Here is a 20,762-nt window from a genome sequence, read left to right as displayed (position 1 = left end):
CCCATGAAACTTGCCAGCTACACCAAGGACGGAACCCCCGGGTTCGGAATCGTGACCGAGGCCGGGATCATCCCGCTGAACGGGCGCCTGGACGGCATTACCAGCCTGCAGGAATTGATCGAGAATGATGGTTTCGACGCCGCGCAAGCCGTGACCGACGGGGCAACGCTCGATCCTGCGGACGTGACCTTCACCATCCCGGTGGGCCAACCCGAAAAGATCTGGTGCATCGGGGTGAACTACGGCAACCGCAATGCAGAGTACAAGGACGGGTCCGACCTGCCGAAGTATCCGTCGCTCTTCGTGCGTTCCCGCCAGTCCTTTGTAGGCCACGGCGTTCCGCTTGAACGGCCCCGCGTGTCCGAACAACTCGACTACGAGGGTGAGATCGCGCTGGTGATCGGCAAAGGCGGTCGGGACATCTCGCGCGAATCCGCATTGGACCATGTTTTCGGCATGACACTCTGCAACGAAGGTACAATCCGCGACTGGCTGCGCCACGGCAAGTTCAACGTCACGCAGGGCAAGAACTTTGACCGCTCTGGCGCCATCGGCCCCTGGATCGTGACCGCGGATGAGCTGGACCCGGAAGCGGAGCTGTCGCTGGAAACCCGCGTGAACGGAGAGGTCCGCCAAAAGGACACGACCGCGAACATGATGTTCCCCTTCGACGTCCTGATTTCCTACCTCAGTTCCTTCGCGACCCTGTCGCCTGGCGACATCATTGTCACCGGCACCCCGACCGGCGCAGGTGCACGGTTCGATCCGCCGGTCTGGCTGAAACCCGGCGACGTGGTCGAGGTCGAGGTGCCGGGCATCGGCATCCTGTCCAACGGCGTCGCGGATCAGGAGACCAATAATGCTTGAGGACAGCACCGTCCGCGACATCGCGCGGCAGCTGGACGAGGCCGAGCAGAATGGAACCCAGATCGGACAACTTTCGCTTGCCTATACGGACATGCAGATGGCCGACAGCTATGCGATCCAGAACGCCTGGCTCGAGCTGAAGCTGGCACAAGGCCGCGTCTTGCGGGGCCACAAGATCGGCCTGACCTCGCGCGCGATGCAGCAGGCCGTGGGGATCGACGAGCCCGATTACGGCTTTCTGACCGACGAGATGTTCCTGGAGGATGCGGCGCAGATCGACACCGCGCGGCTGATCGAGCCGAAGATCGAGGCAGAACTGGCATTCATCCTGCGCGAAGACCTCGCGGGGCCTGCCTGCACGCTGCATGATGTGCTGGATGCAACCGCTTATGTAACACCCGCGCTTGAACTGCTGGATGCAAGGATCGAACGCTTCGACAAGGCCAGCGGACGCCGTCGCGGCGTGCTGGATACCGTTTCCGACAATGCCGCCAATAGCGCGATCATCTGTGGCGGCCTCACCGTGCGACCGATGGACACCGACCTGCGCCGCGCCAGCGCCATCGTCCTGCGCAACGGCATCGTCGAGGAAACCGGCGTCGCGGCGGGTGTGCTGAACCATCCCGCCAACGGCATCGCATGGCTGGCAAACCGCCTGCATCCCTGGGGCGTCACGCTGAAGGCCGGGCAGCTGATCCTCGCCGGTTCCTTCATCCGTCCGATCGACGCCCGCAAGGGCGATACTTTTACCGCTGACTATGGGCCGCTTGGCACCGTGTCCTGCCATTTCAACTGAGGAGGAGTGAAGATGGGCAAACGCCGCAGCATCTACCTGAAGGATTTCTCGCACAAGAACCCGATCCCGGCGGCCGCCGTCGTCGACGGGCTGTTGATGAGCGGAATCATCTACGGCCTCGATCCGGCAACGGGCAAGGCGGCGGAGGGACTTGAAGAGCAGACCCGCCTGATGTTCCAGCACCTGTCCCGGATCCTGGAAGAGGCGGGCATGGGCCCGGAAAACGTTCTGAAGCTGGACGTCCTGCTTGTGGACCGGTCGCAGCGCGGCCCGCTCAACGCCGAATGGGAGGCCATGTTTCCCGATCCCGATGACCGCCCGGTCCGGCAGGCCATGCAGGCCGACCTCGACAACGGAAAGCTCATCCAGTGCAACGTCACCGCCTACGCGGCGCCGTAAGGAGACAGATCATGCCCGACTATTACCCTTTCAACCCGACCCCGCGCCGCCCTGACGTCCTGCCGCCGGCCGGCACCTGCGACAGCCAGTTTCACGTCCTCGGCGATCCCGAGACCTATCCGACACGGCCCGGCGCGGCCTATCACATGCCCTCGGCCACCTGGGAACGCGCAAAACACGTGCATGACCAACTGGGTATCGACCGCGGGATCATCGTGCAGACAACGACCTATGGCGCGGATCACCAGGTGGTCCTGGACGGGCTCGAAGCTCTTGGTCCGAATTACAAGGGCTGCGCCAATGCGCTTGTCTTCGCTGAAAAGGACGATGCCTACCTGCAAAAGCTGAACGACGCCGGCATCAACGGCGCGCGCTTCAGCTTCCGTCAGGCCCTTGGCGCGGTACTGAGCGATGACGATTTCAAGGCGGCCACGGACAAGCTGCGCGACATGGGCTGGTACATGAAGGTCCAGCCCGAACAGACCGGCATCGCCCAGCACGTGGAGAAATTCGCGGATGTCGACGTCCCGATCCTGATTGACCACATGGGCCGTGCGGATGCCTCCAAGGGTGTGAACGACGAGAACATCGTCGCCCTGAAAAAACAGCTCGATCGCGGCAATGTCTGGGTGATGCTGTCGCTTGGCGAAAAGGTCTCGGTCGCCGGGGCACCTTATGACGACGTCGTTCCGCTGGCACAGGCGCTGATCGAACATGCGCCGGAACGCTGCGTCTGGGCGTCAGACTGGCCGCACCCGGTTTCCAAGAAGCAACCGCCGAATGATGCCGATCTGCTGGAACTATTCTACCGCTACGCCCCGGACGACGCCACGCGCAAGCAGATCCTTGTCGACAATCCCGCCGAACTCTTCGGCTTTGAGCCGGTATTCTCATGACAAAACGACTGTCCGACGTCGTCGCAACCGCCAGGGCAGAGGGTCGCCCTCTACTCAATGGGTGGATGATGACACCCGAACCCGCCGTGCTCGAGGCAATGGCCCCCCATGGCTGGGACTGCGTGACGCTTGACCTGCAACATGGGCAGATCGACCTGACCCAAGGCCGGGCGCTGGCGCGAACCGCCTCCGGACTGGAATTGCCGCTTCTGGCCCGCCCGGCGTGGAACGACGTCGCGATGATCTCGCGTCTGCTGGACGACGGATTCGAGGGGATCATCTGCCCGATGATCAACTCGGCCCAGGATGCCCGGAGACTCGCCGCAGCCGCCCATTATGCGCCGCGCGGCGAACGCAGCTTTGGTCCGGTTCGTGCACGCGTGGCCTTTGGCGCCGACTATTGGAAAGAGGCCTCGGACAACCTGCTGATCCTCGCGATGATCGAAACGCGCGAAGCGCTTGCGGCGCTGCCGGACATCATCGCGGTGGACGGAATCTCCGGCGTTTATGTGGGTCCGGCGGACCTTAGCCTGACCATGATCGGACAACCGACCGGAGAGCCGAATGATCCCTCCGTCATCGCCGCAGTAGATGATGTTCGAAAAGCGGTTCAACAGTCAGGCCGCTTTGCAGCGGTACACAACCTGACGGTGGATCACACGGTAAAGATGTCAGGAAACGCCTGGGACATGGTCACCGGACCCTCCGACATTGCACTCCTGGCCGGAGCCTCGGTGGACGCGGTACGTCGCATCAAGGGAAAATGACAAGGCCGAAGGCTCTCCATTCTGACGGTCGACACAATGATGCACAGCACCGTCATAGACCTCGTCGCTGAATTCGTAGAAGCACTGGCTATCGCGGAAATTATCAAAATCTAAACGACTGGGCGCCCCCTTTTATTAGGCCCGATCCAGCGTTGGAGCAGCCGCAGCCCGCGCCGCAGCAGGACTGCCGCCAGCTCTGATGCGGTCGGATACTGACGCTACTGCAATTCGACAGTCACCTGCTTGATCGTGCCCGTGAATTCGAAAGGCGCTTCCTCCCTGTAGGCAGGAGTGACCGTTGCACCGAGGTCCATTCCAATGTCCTGCGTCTCGGTTGCGGAGTAGCGCGAAGGAACGACTTTCTCGATGTCTCCGCTCGCAACCTCGGCACCATCCACGAAAAGCGTTGCCGTGCCGCCGGTTACTTCTTTTCCGGCCTCGAAGGAGAGTTGTTCATAGACCATCGTCACGCTGTGCTCACCCGGCTCGAGCGGCGCCTCTCCTGCGACACGGAAGAACTCCTTGCCGAAAAAATTGAACTCGTACACCGGAACCCCGTTTTCGAGATAGAGCGTATAACCGGCCGCTGACCCGCCGTTCGCGATCATCACGCCGCTTGCGCCTCCGTCAGGCACCTCGATCTCGGCGGTGATCGTGTGAGAGCGCTGATAGGCCGGGGGCGCGCTGCCTTCCGGAATGCGTGTCGTTCCCGGCGCATAGGTGAACACTTCCCGACCACGGGTCACGGACGGACGTTCGGGGTTCCTCGCCCGCTCGGCGAAGCGGTCGTCGAGCGGGTAGACCTGGAATTTCTCGGCCTCTTCGTCGAACATCGCCTGAAGCTCGGCAAGCTTGTCGGGATTCTCGGCAGCGAGGTCATGTGCCTGCGAGAAATCTTCTTCGATGTTGTAAAGCTCCCAGGTGCTGTCGTCGAAACCGACGGAGCCGGTCAGCACCCAGGGCGCGCCGTGGAACGAGGCTGCAACCCAGCCGTCATGATAAAGCGCGCGATGCCCGCCGGTTTCGAAATACTGTGTGGCCCGTGTTCCCGGAGCCTCGGCATCGTCAAAGCTGTATTCCATGCTCACGCCAGCCATGGGGATCTGCTCGGCGCCATTGACCACCTTAGGCTCCGGAATGCCAACGGCATCCAGGATCGTCGGTGCGATGTCTACGACATGATGGAACTGCGAGCGAATACCGCCTGTATCGGTGATCTGCGCGGGCCAACTGACGACCATGCCGTTGCGGGTGCCCCCGAAATGCGAGGGCACGCGCTTCATCCATTGGAACGGCGACGAACCCGCCCATGCCCAGCCAACAGGGTAGTGGTTTTCATGCAGCGGCCCGCCGATCTCGTCAATCACGGGCAACTGGTCTTCGACCGTGTCGGGAATGCCATTCTGGGTCATCATGTTGTTCAGCGTCCCGGTGACGCTGCCCTCGGCGCTTGGCCCATTGTCGCCCGCGATCAGGATGATCAGCGTATTATCGCCCTCTGGCAGGGCTTGGACCTTGTCGATCAGACGTCCGATTTCATGATCCGTCTGGGCCAGAAACCCGGCAAACACCTCCTGGTGTCTGCTGAAAAGCCGCTGAGCGTCGGCATCAAGCGAGTCCCAGGCCTCGATCTCTTCTGGTCGCGCCGTAAGGGCGGTGTTTTCGGGAACGACACCGAGCTCCTTTTGGCGGGCGAGCGTTTCTTCGCGGACCTTGTCCCAGCCCTGATCGAACTGGCCCGCGAACTTGTCGATCCACTCTTCGCTGACGTGCAGAGGCGCATGCACTGCGCCCGGGGCGAAATAAACGAAATAGGGCTTGTCTGGCGCGACAGATTGCTGGCGGTCGAGCCAGGCGACCGCGTCGTCCACCAGATCGACATTGAGGTTGTAGCCCTCCTCAGGGCCGATCGCGGGTTCCACAGGGATCGTGTTCCGGAACAGTTGCGGGTCCCACTGGCTGGTCTCGCCGCCCTGGAAGCCGTACCAATATTCAAATCCCAATCCGGTCGGCCAGTGATCGAACGGCCCCAACGGAGAGGTCTCCCAGTCGGGCGTATTGTGCCATTTACCAAAGGCGGCGGTCGAGTAGCCGTGATCTTTGAGGATCTCTGCGATGGTGGCTGTAGAGCGCGGCCAGATGCTGTTGTAGCCCGGATAGCCGGTAGACAGTTCGGTGATCGTGCCAAAGCCACTTTGGTGGTGGTTGCGTCCGGTCAGAACAGCCGCGCGTGTCGGGGAGCAAATGGCAGTGGTGTGAAACCGTGTGAAACGCAGTCCATCTTCTGCAAGGGCATCCATAACCGGGGTCGGAACCGGGCCCCCGAAGGTACCCGGCTGGCCATAGCCGAGGTCGTCAATCAGGATAACAAGGACGTTGGGTGATCCTTCGGGCGGCGTCACCGGCTGGGGGTAATCCTGGGTCGAGCCCTCGAAGGTTTCCGTGATGACCCCTTCGAAAGGCGCGGGCGGCAACGGCAAGACGGAGCCGTCGCGCGGGGCCTCTTGTGCACATACCGCTGTTGCTGACGCAATAAACAGGAGGACAGCACTTCCTTTTAGCGCGCGACTGCAATGAAATTGCTGGGTCATATGCTTGCCTCCGCAATCTTTGAATCAAATTATGTCGCTACGCTAGTATACAATTTATACGTGCATATAGTAATTGTTACTCTTTCAATGGATGATCCGACAACCACTCTTGGCAGTAACTTCGGAGGATACCAATGAAGCGATACACCGGCTCCGTTTTGAGCCCAATCAGACGCGGAGGTGACGAAGCGAACGGCAGGTATGTCCCGTTGCAACCTATCGGAGCATGCGGCTTCTATATGTTATTTTGGTGCTAGCAAGTGGTTGTCCGTTTTGCCGGAAAAAGCGCAGGCGAGAGTGACGGTTTGAATGTCCGTTCATCCAGCCTTTGTCGAGCTTCTTCTGCCATTCGTCGTGCCGAGATAGACAGACGCGATGATGATCGCGAGTGCTGCGAAACGTTGGAAGGTCATCGCCTCATTCAGCAGTAACACGCCAAGGAGTGCGCCGCCCACGGGAACGGCAAAGTTCACCTGAGACATGCGTGTGGCGCCGAGCCGGGGCACGAGAAAAAAATAAATCAGATTTGCGCAGGCCGTTGAAAACAGCCCAAGATAGAGAATAGCGCCAAGTGAACCTATAGTTGGTTCAATTGCACCGATGTCCGCGTCCGAAAGGATGACGATACCGGTCACGAATAGGGTTCCGACAATCATGGAACCGGTGGCCATTTCCAAGGCAGGGCGTTTGACAAATCGGCGAATGTATACGGTGGAAGCGGCGTAGCACAGGGTCGCTCCGACAATCGCAAGCTGCCCGATCAGGTGTTCGCCTATGCCAGCGAGCGCTGTAGGCCCCACGAGAATGACAACACCGCATAACCCTCCCAAGACGCCAAGCGTTGTCCGCAGCGTCAATGTTTCCTCCGGGACGATCGCCGCCGCAAGCAACAACGTGGCCATTGGCGCGACACCTATCAGGATCGAGGCAAGAGCGCTGTCGACTGTTTGCTCACCAAAGGTGATCAACAAGAAAGGCAGCGCCGAGCCGAGCAGACCTGTAATTGTGTATGAAACCCAGTCTCGTATGTCCGTGGAGAGGACCATTTTGCGGAGCTTCAATACGGCATAGATGACAACGCTGCCAACAAACAGGCGCCCCAGAACAAGGACTGAAGGGTCTAGGTTGGACACTCCGATTTTTATTACCGCGTAAGACGAACTCCACATCGCTGCGAGTAAGAACCAGAGAGTTATATTGAGCGGGTTTTGCTTGCGCATGAGGTGACCAAAAGCTAATGCTACGATAAACGTAGCGATAGGGCGCTTTCAAAACAGTAGCAAGAGATATATGACGGATAATGACCGAAGATCAGTCGTGAAGGGCGGGGTTCCAGTCCGCGGGTCCACAACCGGGCAACCAATTATGGTTCTGTTCGACCTTCTGAGCCGCCGTTGGGCGATGGGCATCTTGTGGAATCTCGCCAGCGAGCCGCGAACTTTCCGAGATCTTCAAGCCCGGTGCGGGTCAGCATCCCCCAGTGTCTTGAACACCCGCCTGAAAGAGCTTCGTGAGGTCGGCCTGATAAAAAACGGTGAGGGCGGTTACGAACTGACCGCCACCGGACGGGAGTTGTTCGCGCATTTAGAACCACTCGGCGACTGGGCGATGAAATGGGTGCCAACGCTCTAAGCCGACATTCGGGCGAAGCGCAGCATTGGTGAACCTCTGCGCGAAGCCGTCATTCGTCTCTGCCAGACAAAAGATGCAAATCGCTGGACGACGCGGGCGTTGAGTCATTGGCCTCCCGCGCCAAGTTTCATGCGGACTTCATTTGCGGCTGATGAGCCTGCCTCAAACAAAAATGGAGTCGAGCAAGGAGCTTAAAGGACGGAAAAGCTCTCTCCATCGGGATGCGGAAGGAGCGTTGTGCTTGGGCCCCGCAGCGGTGATCTGGGAGACGTGGGCGCAACAAGGGCAATCAGGTACGTCTCGCCTTTCAACCGGTCAGGTTCGGCAAACGTAGAATTGTCCCAAACCGCCGTAACTTCGTCTGAGCTGTCACCTTTTAAGAATTGCTCAACATGGATTTCGAAGCGTGCGTAATCACTCGGATACGCTATCTGGGATTTCAGAATTTTATTGATCTGTGGGTTTGCGTCATCGGCCAAACGCTGAATCTTTTCCTGACGGCGTTCGTTTGCGTTAGCCTCCGAAACAATCGCATATTTCTTTACCGTGCCAATGACGATCAAGTCCGCCAACTCGATATCTTCGATATTGATCGGCGCCTCGATCCGACATGCAAGCAGAGGTCCCGTTGCCGACCCAAGAAACCCGATGACGCAGAATATCCAAACCGAAAATCGCATTCAACAGCTTGTCCAGAGACGAGCCGTTGCCGTCAACCGGTCATACGTGGGCTGTTTGCGGACATCTGGAACGAAACATCAAACGCGATCAGGAATGCACAAAAAAACCGCCACCGAAATCCGGTAGCGGTTCCAATTATCCCTGACGTTCCCTCAGAAGTCCCAGTCTTCGTCTTCGGTCGCGACGGCCTTGCCGATCACGTAGGAAGAACCGGAACCCGAGAAGAAGTCGTGGTTTTCGTCCGAGTTCGGCGAGAGCGCGGCCATGATCGCCGGGTTCACGCGGCAGGCTTCATCCGGGAAAAGCCCTTCGAAGCCAAGGTTTTGCAGGGCCTTGTTCGCGTTGTAATGGAGGAAATTCTTGACGTCCTCGGTCAGGCCCAGCGGATCGTAAAGCTGCTCGGTATAACGCGCCTCGATATCGTAGAGATCGAAGATCAGCGAGAAGGCGAAATCCTTGATCTCCTGACGCTCGGCCTCGCTCAGCCGCTCCATGCCGCGCTGGAACTTGTACCCGATGTAATAGCCGTGGATTGCCTCGTCGCGGATGATCAGCCGGATCAGGTCGGCGGTGTTGGTCAGGCGCGCACGGCTCGACCAGTGCATCGGCAGGTAGAAACCGGAATAGAACAGGAAGCTTTCAAGGAAGACGCTGGCGACCTTCTTGCGCAGCGGGCTCGAGGTCGCGTCATATTCGTCGAGGATCAGCCGCGATTTGGCCTGAAGATGCTCGTTCTCCGAGGACCAGCGGAACGCCTCGTCCACCTGATCGGTCTGGCAGAGCGTTGAAAAGACCGAAGAATAGCTGCGCGCATGCACCGCTTCCATGAAAGAGATGTTGCTCAGCACCGCCTCTTCGTGGGGCGTGATCGCGTCTTCCATCAGTGTCGGCGCACCCACGGTGTTCTGGATCGTGTCAAGCAGGGTCAGGCCGGTAAAGACGCGGATCGTCAGCGTCTGTTCCTGCGGCGTCAGCTGCGACCAGCTTTGGATGTCATTGGACAGCGGCACTTTTTCCGGCAGCCAGAAATTGACCGTCAGGCGGTTCCAGATCTCGAGATCCTTGTCGTCTTCCAGACGGTTCCAGTTGACGGCACGGGGCACGGCTCGGGTCGCGACAGTATCTTTCATGCGGGGCACCTTATGGCAGGCAGGTTCGGGGGCAGGCGGCCCGGGGATGCAACCCCGGGACGGGAATCATGGGGCAGGGATGCCTAGAGCGAGCAGGAGACGCAACCTTCTACCTCGGTCCCTTCCAGCGCCATCTGACGCAGGCGGATGTAGTAGATCGTCTTGATGCCCTTCTTCCAGGCATAGATCTGCGCCTTGTTGATGTCGCGGGTCGAGGCTTCGGCCGGGAAGAACAGGGTCAGCGACAGGCCCTGATCGACGTGCTGCGTTGCCGCCGCATAGGTGTCGATGATCGCTTCGGGGCCGATCTCATAGGCATCCTTGTAGTATTCAAGGTTGTCGTTGGTCATGTAGGGCGCCGGGTAATAGACCCGGCCGATCTTGCCTTCCTTGCGGATCTCGATCTTCGAGGTGATCGGGTGGATCGAAGAGGTCGAGTTGTTGATATAGCTAATCGACCCGGTCGGCGGCACGGCCTGAAGGTTGCGGTTATACAGCCCGCCCTCCATCACCTTGTCGCGCAGCGCGGCCCAGTCCTCGCGGCTCGGGATCTCGATCCCGGCGGCTTCGAACAACCCGCGCACCTTGTCGGTCTCGGGCAGCCAGTCCTGCGAGACATAGCGCTCAAAGAAGCTGCCGTCGGCGTATTTGGAGTCCTCGAACCCTTTGAATTTCTCACCTTTTTCTACTGCGAGCGCATTCGATGCCCGCAGGCAGTGGAACAGAACGGTGCAGAAATAGATATTGGTGAAATCGACCCCCTCGGGCGATCCGTAATGGATACGCTCGCGGGCGAGATAGCCGTGCAGGTTCATCTGGCCCAGACCGATCGCATGGCTTTGGGCGTTGCCGTGGCGGATCGATGGCACTGAATCGATGCTGCTCATCTCGCTCACCGCGTTCAGGGCGCGGATCGAGGTTTCGACCGTCTTGCCCAGATCGCCGCCGTCCATCGTCTTGGCGATATTGAGCGAGCCGAGGTTGCAGGAGATGTCGCTGCCCATATGGGCATAGCCGAGGTCGTCGTTGAACTCGGAGGCCTCGTTCACCTGCAGGATTTCCGAGCAGAGGTTCGACATGTTGATCCGGCCCGCGACGGGGTTGGCCTCGTTCGCGATGTCCTCGAACAGGATATAGGGATAGCCCGATTCAAACTGGATCTCAGCGATGGTCTGGAAGAACTTGCGCGCGTTGATCTTTTTCTTGTGGATCCGCGGGTTATCGACCAGCTCGTGATATTTCTCGGTGACCGAGATTTCCGAGAAGGCGCAGCCATAGACCTTTTCCACGTCATGCGGCGAGAAAAGGTACATGTCCTCGTTCTTCTTGGCGAGTTCGAATGTGATGTCCGGGATCACCACGCCAAGGCTCAGCGTCTTGATGCGGATCTTTTCGTCAGCATTCTCGCGCTTGGTATCGAGGAACCGCAGGATGTCGGGGTGGTGCGCGTTCAGATAGACCGCGCCAGCCCCCTGACGGGCGCCAAGCTGGTTGGCATAGCTAAAGCTATCTTCCAGCAGCTTCATGACCGGGATCACGCCCGAGGACTGGTTTTCGATCCCCTTGATCGGTGCGCCATGCTCGCGGATGTTGGTCAGCATCAGCGCCACGCCACCGCCGCGTTTCGACAACTGCAGCGCAGAATTGATGCCGCGCCCGATGCTTTCCATGTTGTCTTCCAGACGCAGCAGGAAACAGGAGACGAATTCGCCTCGTGCTTTTTTCCCGGCGTTGAGAAAGGTCGGCGTCGCGGGTTGGAACCGTCCGTCGATGATCTCTTCCATGATCTTGAGCGCAAGCGTTTCGTCGCCCCGCGCCAGCGTCAGCGCGACCATGACGACACGGTCCTCGAACCGCTCAAGGTAACGCTGCCCGTCCCATGTCTTCAGTGTGTACGAGGTGTAATACTTGTAAGCTCCTAGAAAGGCGGGAAAGCGGAATTTCTTGGCCCAGGCCGCATCCCAGATCTTGCGCAGGAAGGTCGGCTCGTACTGCTCAAGCACGGCGCCTTCGTAGTAACCTTCCTCGACGAGATAACCGAGCTTTTCCTCGAGCGAGTGAAAGAACACGGTGTTCTGGTTCACGTGCTGAAGGAAATACTGACGCGCCGCCTTGCGGTCGGCATCGAACTGAATCTTGCCGTCCTCGTCATAGAGGTTCAGCATCGCGTTCAGCGCGTGAAAGTCGAGGTTCGCGGTTAGGCTGGAATCGAGCATTCTTGTCCCCAAAATGTCTCAAGCCCGGCCTTGACGCGGGCGATATCGGTATCGGTTCCGGCAAGCTCGAAACGGTAGAGCACCGGCACATTGCATTTGCGGGCGATGACACCGCCCGCCTGCGCGAAAGTCGCGCCGAAATTCCGGTTTCCCCCGGCAATGACGCCGCGCAGCGGGGCGCGACGTTCAGGAGCGTTCAGAAAGCGGATCACCTGCCGGTGCACCGCGCCCCGCCCATGCGCATCCGCATATGTCGGGCAGATCAGAACGTAAGGCGCGCGGATATCCGGGAAAGCCTCGGTCTCGTCAATGGGGATTCGGTCCGCCGCGAGGTCAAGCTTTTCCACGAAGCGCCGGGTATTGCCCGATCGCGAAGAGAAAAAGACAAGCCCGCTCATGGCTTAGAATCCCCATCCGGAAAATTTACGACAGACGTCCGATCATGTCCGGACGGAACCCGGCCCAGTGCTCGTCCCCGGCGATCACGACCGGAGCCTGACGATAGCCCATTTCCTGAACCCGTTCCATAGCGGCGGCGTCCTGAGTCAGGTCGACCACGTCGTAGTTCAGCCCGCGTGCGTCCAGCGCACGAGTGGTTGCGGTGCATTGTACGCATGCCGGTTTGGAATACACTGTGATCGTCATTGTCTGGTCCCTTGCCAATTTTCAGAGCCGTCTGAGTCGGGACTCGAAGAGAGGCGCTTTTGCCCCTGTCTTCCCTCCCGGACCCACCGTCCGTGGTCGTCATCTTCGCCGCCTTGGCAGGTCTCCTGACTTCGCGGCTCAATCGCCTTGGCCCGCCTTCCCGGAACGTGAATTCCAGTGGTTTCGGGCCTTGGCTTGCCGCTTACAGTTGCGGGGGCAGTGCCGGATTCTCACCGGTTTCCCTCTTTGCTGACGAGTCACCTCGTGAGCACCAAAGCTACAGCATATTGTGTCAGTGACGGGTGGGGTGTCAATATCTAGCGGCGGCCGCCGGGGCGATTTTTTTTCATTGTGACGGAGAAAGGTGACTGCCATGTGATGGTCGCTCAGTCGGCGCAGGCAGTCTTGGACCCGGCGCGTCAAGGGCGCGGTAAAAGTCCGGCAAGAGGGCTGCCCCACGAAAATGCCCAAGCCCGTCCCTAAAGGCAACTGCGAAATCGCCCAATTGCGGCCGGCAGGATCGGTTGACCAAAATTAGGGCGTGTTGTGCCGGGATCCGCCGCGCCAATGCACCGCATCAAGCCCTCTTCCCCTGCGGCGGGAATCCGCGCTACATCGGCGACATGACTCGCAGACCGGCCCATTTCCTGCTGACAAGCCTTGCCGCGATCCTGATCGCGCTGGTCAGTGTCCTGTCTGCTCACCTCATGGCGCCCGACCGCGACGAACCCGCGCGCGAGATGGCCGCTCTCGGCCTCGGGCTCAGCTATGATGACATCTGCGGCGACCTTGAGGGTGCCCATGAGCATCGCTGCCCGTTCTGCCGATTGCTGCCCGAGGCGCCGGATATGCGCCCCGAACTGGCTGAGGGTCAGCTGCGCTATTCGACCGATCTGGCGCAGCTTTCGGACCTGACAATTGCCGCGCAGGCGGGCAATCCGAATATCTCTGCACGCGCGCCCCCGGCGCTGATCTGATCCCAAACGCCCGGTAACCGGGCAGTTCCGATCGACCGGCCCAAGGGCCGCGCAATTTCCCCCGTATCCGGCAAGACGACCGCCTGCGGGGCCACTGGAGATACAGATGACCAAATCCCTTATTGCCGCAGGCCTCCTGTCGGCGCTCGCCACCTCCGCCATCGCGCATTCCACGCTGGAACAGGCCGAGGTCGCGGCTGGTACAACCACCAAGATTACCCTGCGCGTGCCGCATGGCTGCGACGGGCAGGCGACTCATACCGTAGAGCTGCGCCTGCCCGACGGGTTCTACGCGGCCAAGCCGATGCCCAAGGCGGGCTGGACGCTCGAGACCGAAACCGCAGAATACGCGACGCCCTACGAAATGCACGGTCACGCAATGACCGAAGGCGTGCAAAAGGTGACATGGTCGGGCGGCAATCTCGAAGACGGCTGGTACGATGAATTCACCGTGCGCGGCACCGTGGGCCGCGACGTGGCTCCCGATACGGTTCTGTACTTTCCCGCTGTGCAGATCTGCGCCGACGGCACGGCGGACTGGACCGATACCTCCGGGTCGCACGACGTGCCCAATCCCGCGCCCAAGCTGACCGTCACGGCCGCTGAAATGCACGCCGGTCACGATCATGGCGGTCACGGGGATAAAGCGGGTGAATTCACGCTTGGCGACCTGACGCTGTCGGGCGGGTTCTCTCGCGCCACGCTGCCCAACGCCCCTGTCGCGGGTGGTTTCATGACCATCGTGAACAATGGCGACAGCGACGACCGGCTTGTCGCGGCCTCGTCCCCGGCATCTGGCCGGACCGAGATCCACGAGATGAAGATGGAAAACGACGTGATGAAGATGCGCGAACTGGCCGATGGTCTGCCGATCCCGGCGGGGGCAACGGTAAAGCTGCAACCGGGCGGCTACCACATCATGTTCATGCAGATCGAAGAGCCCTTTGTCGAAGGTGAAACCGTCAACGCGACCCTGACCTTTGAAAAAGCGGGCGAGGTGACCGTGCCGCTTGCCATCGGCGCGCCGAACGCGCGTGGCGCTGGTCATGGCGATCACAGCGGCCATTCCGGCATGGCCAAGGAGTAATCATGGCCCGTAAAAACCTTCTGATCATTCTGCTCTGGGGGGCGGCGATTGTCGCCCTCGGCGCGTTTCTCTGGGTCCGCGTACTAGAGCCGCGCATGACGCAAACGGTCGGCGACACGCTGGGGCAGGGGGATTACACCCTGACCACGACCGAGGGCGATACCTTTACTCAAGACAGCCTTGCGGGCGGGCCTTCTGCTGTCTTCTTCGGCTTTACGCATTGCCCCGATGTCTGCCCCACGACGCTCGGGGACATCCTGACCTGGCAAGAAGAGCTGGGCGACGATGGCAGCCCCCTGCGCGTCTTTTTCATCACCGTCGATCCCGAGCGTGACAGTGTCGATGCGCTGCGCGACTACGTGTCATGGGTGCCGGGCGTGCAGGGCGTGTCCGGTCCTCGGGAGGAGATCGACAAGGCGATCCGGGCCTTCCGCATCTATGCCTCCAAGGTGCCGCTCGAAGACGGCGGCTATACGATGGACCATTCCGCCAGTGTTCTTCTCTTTGACGAAGACGGGCGTTTCTACGAACCTGTCGGCTATCAGGAAGACCCTGACCGCGTCCTCTCCAAGCTGCGCCACCTGACGCAGGGGTGAAATCCGCGTGCCGGGGAGTTTCCTCGGCACGCTTTCCTCTCGACGACTGTCAAACACACAACAGATTCTTCTCCTCGTCAAAAGATCGGTGCGCATCAATGTTGAGAATAATTCTCATTTGCATTACTTGACTTCTGCGACTGCGTCGCATTTACGTAATGACAAGCCCTTAAAACTCAGCGGAGCCTTGAATGGCACAGACCATATTGAAACGACTGGCCCTTGGCGCGGCGACGACGCTTGCCCTTGCAACGGGCGCGCAAGCCGATCAGTTCAAGGTCGTCACCACCTTCACCATCCTTGCGGACATGGTGCAGAACGTGGCGGGCGACGCGGCCGAGGTGGTTTCCATCACCAAGCCGGGGGCGGAAATCCACGGCTACCAGCCGACGCCGCAGGACATCGTGCGCGCCAGCGGGGCGGATCTCATCCTCTGGAACGGTATGAATCTCGAACGTTGGTTCGAACAGTTCATCGCCAATCTGGGTGACATGCCTTCGGCGGTGCTCTCCGACGGAGTCGATCCGGTCTCCATTGCCGAGGGCGACTACGAAGGTCTGCCCAACCCGCATGGCTGGATGGGTGTCGATAACGCGATGGTCTACGTCGACAACATCCGCGACGCCCTGTCCGAACACGACCCGGACAATGCCGAAACCTATGCAGCCAACGCCGAAACCTACAAACAGCAGATCACCGACACCGTCGGCCCGCTGCGCGACCGGATCAAGGCGCTGCCGGAAAACCGTCGCTGGCTCGTTACCTGCGAAGGCGCGTTCAGCTATCTGACCCGCGATTTCGATCTGAAAGAGGCCTATCTCTGGCCGATCAACGCCGATCAGACCGGCACGCCGCAACAGGTGCGCCGTGTCATCGACACTGTGCGCGACAACGACATCCCGGCGGTCTTCTGCGAAAGCACCGTGAACCAGTCGCCCGCCCAGCAGGTCGCGCGGGAAACCGGCGCGAGCTATGGCGGCATGCTGTATGTCGACAGTCTAAGTGCCGCAGACGGACCGGTGCCCACCTATCTCGATCTTCTGCGGATCGACGCGGAAACCATCGCGAATGCGCTGGCACCCGCCGCGAACTGAGCTAATGTTTTCCAGACACCAACAGGGTGTGACCCGGTAAGGACCCCCGATGCTCGACCAGCCCGCCGAAACCACGCAGCCCGCTTTGGGCACGATGGACGGCATCACCGTTCGCGATGTGACCGTAACCTATCGCAACGGCCATACGGCACTGCATGATGCCAGTTTCGAAATCCCGCGCGGCACCATTACCGCGCTTGTGGGCGTGAATGGGGCGGGCAAGTCCACTTTGTTCAAGGCGATCATGGGTTTTGTCCCGGCCGCGCGGGGCGAAATCACCCTGCTTGGCAAAACCGTCAAGCAGGCGCTGCGCGAAAATCTCGTCGCCTATGTGCCCCAGTCCGAAGAGGTCGACTGGTCTTTTCCGGTGCTGGTCGAAGACGTGGTGATGATGGGACGCTACGGCCATATGGGCTTTCTGCGCCGTCCACGTCAGGCTGACCGCGACGCGGTGGATCAGGCTCTGCGGCGCGTGAATATGCTCGACTATCGCCACCGCCAAATCGGAGAGCTTTCTGGCGGCCAACGCAAACGTGTCTTTCTTGCGCGTTCGCTGGCACAGGAAGGGCAGGTGATCCTGCTCGACGAACCCTTTACCGGGGTCGATGTGAAGACCGAGGACCAGATCGTGGCCCTGCTGCGCGAACTTCGCGACGAGGGCCGGGTGATGCTTGTGTCCACCCATAACCTCGGATCGGTGCCTGAATTCTGCGATCGCACGGTTCTGGTCAAAGGCACGGTGCTGGCCTATGGCGAGACCGAAGACATCTTTACCCGGGACAACCTGGAAAAAGCGTTCGGCGGCGTGCTTCGCCACTTTACCCTTGGCGGCGATGCGCTCCACGACGACGACGACCCGCGTGAGCTGCGCATCATCACCGACGACGAACGTCCCTTTGTGCAGTACAGCCAGCGCAAGTCGAAGAGTGTCAAAAAGACCGTCTCCAAGGAAAGCCCCAAGGAAAGCACCGAATGATCGCTTTCCTGCTCGAACCCTTCAGTTACGGCTACATGTTCAACGCCATGTGGGTGTCGGCGCTGGTGGGCGGTGTATGCGCCTTCCTCTCTGCCTATCTGATGCTGAAAGGCTGGTCGCTGATCGGCGATGCGCTTTCCCATTCCGTCGTGCCGGGGGTTGCCGGGGCCTACATCCTCGGTCTGCCCTTTGCGCTTGGCGCCTTCATCTCGGGCGGGCTGGCCGCCGGGGCGATGCTGTTTCTCTCGGGGCGCTCCGGGCTAAAGATCGACGTGATCATCGGCATCATCTTCACCTCTTTCTTCGGGCTGGGCCTTTTCATGGTCTCGCTCGCGCCCATGTCGGTCAGCATCCAGACCATCATCATGGGAAATATCCTTGCCATCACCCCGGGCGATACACTGCAACTCGCGATCATCGGGGTGGTTTGCCTTGTAGTGCTGCTGGCCAAGTGGAAAGACCTGATGGTCGTGTTCTTTGACGAAAACCACGCCCGCACCATCGGTCTGCGGCCCGACCTGCTGCGCGTTGTATTTTTCATGTTGCTTTCTGCCGCCATCGTCGCGGCGATGGTGACAGTCGGTGCTTTTCTCGTCATCGCGATGGTGGTGACACCGGGGGCGACGGCCTACCTTTTATGCGACCGTTTCCCGCGCCTTATCGCGGTCTCGGTCCTCATCGGCACGCTGACCAGTTTCATCGGCGCCTATCTCAGCTATTTCCTCGACGGAGCAACTGGCGGCGTGATCGTCTGCCTGCAAACGCTGCTCTTTCTCGTGGCCTTTGTCTTTGCGCCGAAACACGGGATATTGGCCGCCCGCCGCAAGGCGAGCGCCGCGCTGGATCGGACCCCGCTCGAAACACAGGAGCTGCGCCCGTGATCGAAAGCCTGCTTTTCCCCTTTCAGTTTCCCTTCATGCAGAACGCCTTCTGGATCGCGCTGCTGGTGGCACCGCCAACCGCGCTCTTGTCCTGTTTCCTCGTGCTCAAGGGCTGGGCGCTGATGGGGGACGCGGTCAGCCATGCAACTCTACCCGGCGTCGTGCTGGCCTGGATGCTGGGCCTGCCGTTGATCGTCGGGGCCTTTGTCGCGGGCATGTCCTGCGCGCTGGCGACGGGCTATCTTTCCTACAACAGCCGGGTCAAACAGGACACGGTGATGGGCGTGGTGTTTTCCGGCATGTTCGGCCTTGGCATCATCCTCTACACTTCGATCCAGACCAACGAGCATCTCGATCACGTGTTGTTCGGCAATATGCTGGGCGTCGGCCCGCAGGATCTCTGGACGTCCGGTCTCATCGCGTTGGCGGTCTCTGCGCTGCTGGTGCTGAAATGGAAAGACCTGCTGCTCCATGCCTTTGACCCGGCACAGGCGCAGGCCTCGGGGCTGCGGGTAAACTGGCTGCACTACGGGTTGCTCTGCGCGTTGTCTCTCACCATCGTCGCGACGCTTAGCTCCGTCGGGCTGATCCTCGCGGTAGCGCTGCTGGTGACACCGGGCGCGGTGGCGTTTCTGCTGGTGCGCAGCTTTGGCGCGATGATGGTCGTGTCTCTGATCGTCTGCCTGTTCTCGATGCTGGCCGGTACCTATGCCAGCTTTTATCTCGACAGCGCCCCGGCGGCGACCATCGTGCTGATCCTGACGGGTATCTTCGTGCTGGCTTTCCTGCGGCGCCTGATCCTCGCCCGGGCTACCTCACGCCGGATCGCGCAGGGCTGACCCGCGCCAAGGAAACCGTAATCCTGCACGGCTGATGTACAGGGGGGGTACAGATGCTGTACGGCTTGTGCACAGCCCTTTTCGCCCTTGGCAGCCCTCTGCCCATTCGCCGCATCGCGGCAGGCGATTCCGGGTTGATCCTCCCCTTTGCTCCCACTAGTAAGACGCAAATTTCATCAGGCTGCCCCTTGGCGGCCTGTCAGTATATGCGAGGATGCACATGCAAGTCACCGAGACCCTGAACGAAGGTCTGAAACGCGGCTACGCGATCACCGTCAGTGCGAGCGAGCTTGACGACAAGGTCAACGAAAAGCTGGCCGAAGCCCAGCCCGAAGTCGAGATGAAGGGCTTTCGCAAGGGCAAGGTGCCGATGCCGCTGCTGAAAAAGCAGTTCGGCCAGCGCCTGCTGGGCGAAGCGATGCAGGAAACCATCGACGGTGCGATGAACAAGCACTTTGAAGACAGCGGCGACCGTCCCGCCATGCAGCCCGAGGTCAAGATGACCAACGAGGACTGGAAAGAAGGCGACGACGTGCAGGTCGAAATGTCCTACGAAGCCCTGCCCGAAATCCCCGAGCTCGACCTGAAATCGGTCAAGCTTGAAAAGCTGGTGGTCAAGGCCAAGGACGAAGATATCGACGAAGCCCTTGAGAACCTTGCGAAAAACGCACAGGACTTTGAGGCCAAAGACGGCCCGGCCGAAGATGGCGACCAGGTCGTTTTCGATTTCGTTGGCAAGGTCGACGGCGAAGCGTTCGAAGGCGGCAGCGCCGAGGATTACCCGCTGGTTCTGGGTTCGGGCAGCTTCATCCCGGGCTTCGAAGAGCAGCTGGTCGGCGTGAAAGCCGGTGACGAAAAAGCCGTAACCGTGACCTTCCCCGAGGAATACCAAGCTGAGCATCTGGCCGGTAAAGAGGCCGTGTTCGACTGTACCGTCAAGGAAGTGAAAGCCGCGAAAGCCGCTGAAATCAACGACGATCTGGCCAAGAAATTCGGCGCCGAAGATCTCGCCGCGCTCAAGACCCAGATCTCCGAGCGTCTGGAAGCCGAGTATGCTGGCGCCGCCCGCGCGGTTCAAAAGCGTGCGCTGCTCGACGCGCTGGACGGTATGGTCAGCTTTGATCTGCCGCCGAGCCTTGTCGACGCCGAAGCCGGTCAGATCGCGCACCAGCTGTGGCACGAGGAAAACCCCGACGTGCAGGGCCACGATCACCCCGAGATCGAGACCACCGACGAGCACAAGAAACTGGCAGAGCGCCGCGTCCGTCTGGGCCTGCTGCTGGCCGAGTTGGGTCAAAAGGCTGAGGTCGAGGTGACCGATGCCGAGATGAGCCAAGCCGTCATGAACCAGGCCCGTCAGTACCCGGGTCAGGAACGCCAGTTCTTTGAATTCGTTCAGCAAAACCCGCAGATGCAGCAGCAGCTGCGCGCGCCGATCTTTGAAGACAAGGTTGTCGACTATGTCTTTGAACTGGCCGAGGTCAGCGAGAAAGAGATCGACAAGGACGAGCTTCAGAAAGCTGTCGAGGCGCTTGAAGAAGAATAAGCCTTGCGCTTTTGTGATTTTCAAAGGGCTGCCCCTCCGGGCAGCCCTTTTTCTTTGCGTCTGTGAAACCCCGAAGTGTAACTGTTCCAACCCCGGCATCCAAAGCGAAGCGGTACGGTCGATTCAGAAAATCGCCGAAGATTTCC

Annotated in this window: 21 protein-coding genes and 1 riboswitch; of the genes, 14 read left to right on the top strand and 7 right to left on the bottom strand. The window is 60.1% G+C overall.

What is annotated here, in order from left to right; all coding sequences use genetic code 11:
• The first annotated feature begins 3 nt into the window (after positions 1-3).
• From ACU0FH_RS01540 to ACU0FH_RS01520, 5 genes are read left to right on the top strand one after another with little or no spacing between them, the layout of a single operon-like run.
• A complete protein-coding gene (locus tag ACU0FH_RS01540; RefSeq protein WP_446193049.1) occupies positions 4-867 on the top strand; it encodes a fumarylacetoacetate hydrolase family protein in 864 nt (287 codons plus the stop codon).
• Positions 860-1,663 carry a 2-oxo-hept-4-ene-1,7-dioate hydratase gene (hpaH, locus tag ACU0FH_RS01535; protein WP_446193048.1) on the top strand — a complete coding sequence of 268 codons (804 nt, stop codon included), beginning with the start codon at positions 860-862 and terminating at the stop codon, positions 1,661-1,663. Before ACU0FH_RS01540 ends, hpaH begins: the two co-directional genes overlap by 8 nt.
• A gap of 12 nt (positions 1,664-1,675) precedes the next feature.
• The gene (locus tag ACU0FH_RS01530; protein WP_446193047.1) at positions 1,676-2,062 is read left to right on the top strand and encodes a RidA family protein; all 387 of its coding nucleotides are present in this window, start codon (positions 1,676-1,678) and stop codon (positions 2,060-2,062) included.
• Positions 2,063-2,073: 11 nt separating this feature from the next.
• The gene (locus tag ACU0FH_RS01525; RefSeq protein ID WP_446193046.1) at positions 2,074-2,958 is read left to right on the top strand and encodes an amidohydrolase family protein; all 885 of its coding nucleotides are present in this window, start codon (positions 2,074-2,076) and stop codon (positions 2,956-2,958) included.
• Positions 2,955-3,725: an HpcH/HpaI aldolase family protein gene (locus ACU0FH_RS01520; RefSeq protein ID WP_446193045.1), complete on the top strand. Its 771-nt coding sequence runs from the start codon at positions 2,955-2,957 to the stop codon at positions 3,723-3,725. Before ACU0FH_RS01525 ends, ACU0FH_RS01520 begins: the two co-directional genes overlap by 4 nt.
• A gap of 218 nt (positions 3,726-3,943) precedes the next feature.
• Here the strand turns inward: ACU0FH_RS01520 and ACU0FH_RS01515 are convergent, their stop codons facing one another.
• Together ACU0FH_RS01515 and ACU0FH_RS01510 are read right to left on the bottom strand one after the other, a co-directional pair.
• On the bottom strand, positions 3,944-6,205 hold the full coding sequence (locus tag ACU0FH_RS01515; protein ID WP_446193044.1) for a sulfatase-like hydrolase/transferase: 2,262 nt from the start codon (positions 6,203-6,205) through the stop codon (positions 3,944-3,946).
• Positions 6,206-6,633: 428 nt separating this feature from the next.
• Positions 6,634-7,536, bottom strand: a complete 903-nt coding sequence (locus ACU0FH_RS01510) for a DMT family transporter (protein WP_446193043.1) — start codon at positions 7,534-7,536, stop codon at positions 6,634-6,636.
• 145 nt (positions 7,537-7,681) lie between these two features.
• On the opposite strand from ACU0FH_RS01510, the gene ACU0FH_RS01505 reads away from it, so the two are divergent.
• A complete protein-coding gene (locus tag ACU0FH_RS01505) occupies positions 7,682-7,948 on the top strand; it encodes a winged helix-turn-helix transcriptional regulator (RefSeq protein WP_446193042.1) in 267 nt (88 codons plus the stop codon).
• A 191-nt stretch (positions 7,949-8,139) separates the two neighbouring features.
• On the opposite strand, the gene ACU0FH_RS01500 is transcribed toward ACU0FH_RS01505, so the two are convergent.
• From ACU0FH_RS01500 to nrdH, 5 genes are all read right to left on the bottom strand, one after another.
• Positions 8,140-8,628 (bottom strand): hypothetical protein, encoded by a 489-nt coding sequence (locus tag ACU0FH_RS01500; RefSeq protein ID WP_446193041.1) that lies wholly within the window; start codon positions 8,626-8,628, stop codon positions 8,140-8,142.
• A gap of 153 nt (positions 8,629-8,781) precedes the next feature.
• Positions 8,782-9,759: a class 1b ribonucleoside-diphosphate reductase subunit beta gene (nrdF, locus tag ACU0FH_RS01495; protein ID WP_446193040.1), complete on the bottom strand. Its 978-nt coding sequence runs from the start codon at positions 9,757-9,759 to the stop codon at positions 8,782-8,784.
• An 83-nt stretch (positions 9,760-9,842) separates the two neighbouring features.
• Positions 9,843-11,975, bottom strand: coding sequence for a class 1b ribonucleoside-diphosphate reductase subunit alpha (gene nrdE, locus ACU0FH_RS01490; protein ID WP_446193039.1), 2,133 nt, complete (start codon positions 11,973-11,975; stop codon positions 9,843-9,845).
• The gene (nrdI, locus tag ACU0FH_RS01485; protein WP_446193038.1) at positions 11,957-12,373 is read right to left on the bottom strand and encodes a class Ib ribonucleoside-diphosphate reductase assembly flavoprotein NrdI; all 417 of its coding nucleotides are present in this window, start codon (positions 12,371-12,373) and stop codon (positions 11,957-11,959) included. Before nrdI ends, nrdE begins: the two co-directional genes overlap by 19 nt.
• 25 nt (positions 12,374-12,398) lie before the next feature.
• Positions 12,399-12,620: a glutaredoxin-like protein NrdH gene (nrdH, locus tag ACU0FH_RS01480; protein WP_088632611.1), complete on the bottom strand. Its 222-nt coding sequence runs from the start codon at positions 12,618-12,620 to the stop codon at positions 12,399-12,401.
• Positions 12,621-12,718: 98 nt separating this feature from the next.
• A riboswitch (cobalamin riboswitch) is annotated at positions 12,719-12,911 on the bottom strand.
• A 332-nt stretch (positions 12,912-13,243) separates the two neighbouring features.
• On the opposite strand from nrdH, the gene ACU0FH_RS01475 reads away from it, so the two are divergent.
• The 8 genes from ACU0FH_RS01475 (at position 13,244) to tig (ending at position 20,616) form a co-directional block, all read left to right on the top strand.
• A complete protein-coding gene (locus ACU0FH_RS01475) occupies positions 13,244-13,597 on the top strand; it encodes a hypothetical protein (RefSeq protein WP_446193037.1) in 354 nt (117 codons plus the stop codon).
• 106 nt (positions 13,598-13,703) lie between these two features.
• Complete coding sequence (locus ACU0FH_RS01470) at positions 13,704-14,684, top strand: DUF1775 domain-containing protein (RefSeq protein ID WP_446193036.1); 981 nt, start codon at positions 13,704-13,706, stop codon at positions 14,682-14,684.
• Positions 14,685-14,686: 2 nt separating this feature from the next.
• Complete coding sequence (locus tag ACU0FH_RS01465; RefSeq protein WP_446193035.1) at positions 14,687-15,280, top strand: SCO family protein; 594 nt, start codon at positions 14,687-14,689, stop codon at positions 15,278-15,280.
• 191 nt (positions 15,281-15,471) lie between these two features.
• The gene (locus tag ACU0FH_RS01460) at positions 15,472-16,374 is read left to right on the top strand and encodes a metal ABC transporter substrate-binding protein (protein WP_238370556.1); all 903 of its coding nucleotides are present in this window, start codon (positions 15,472-15,474) and stop codon (positions 16,372-16,374) included.
• A gap of 49 nt (positions 16,375-16,423) precedes the next feature.
• Entirely contained in the window at positions 16,424-17,350 is a 927-nt protein-coding gene (locus tag ACU0FH_RS01455) for a manganese/iron ABC transporter ATP-binding protein (RefSeq protein ID WP_446193034.1), read from the top strand.
• Positions 17,347-18,231, top strand: a complete 885-nt coding sequence (locus ACU0FH_RS01450) for a metal ABC transporter permease (RefSeq protein WP_446193033.1) — start codon at positions 17,347-17,349, stop codon at positions 18,229-18,231. Before ACU0FH_RS01455 ends, ACU0FH_RS01450 begins: the two co-directional genes overlap by 4 nt.
• Complete coding sequence (locus ACU0FH_RS01445; RefSeq protein WP_446193032.1) at positions 18,228-19,070, top strand: metal ABC transporter permease; 843 nt, start codon at positions 18,228-18,230, stop codon at positions 19,068-19,070. The genes ACU0FH_RS01450 and ACU0FH_RS01445 overlap by 4 nt, the downstream gene beginning before the upstream one ends.
• Positions 19,071-19,290: 220 nt before the next feature.
• Positions 19,291-20,616: a trigger factor gene (tig, locus tag ACU0FH_RS01440; RefSeq protein ID WP_446193031.1), complete on the top strand. Its 1,326-nt coding sequence runs from the start codon at positions 19,291-19,293 to the stop codon at positions 20,614-20,616.
• Positions 20,617-20,762: the final 146 nt, after the last annotated feature.

Source organism: Heliomarina sp., assembly GCF_052826185.1.
Note: the sequence above shows the minus strand (reverse complement) of the source record. Positions and strands in the feature narration are given on the sequence as shown.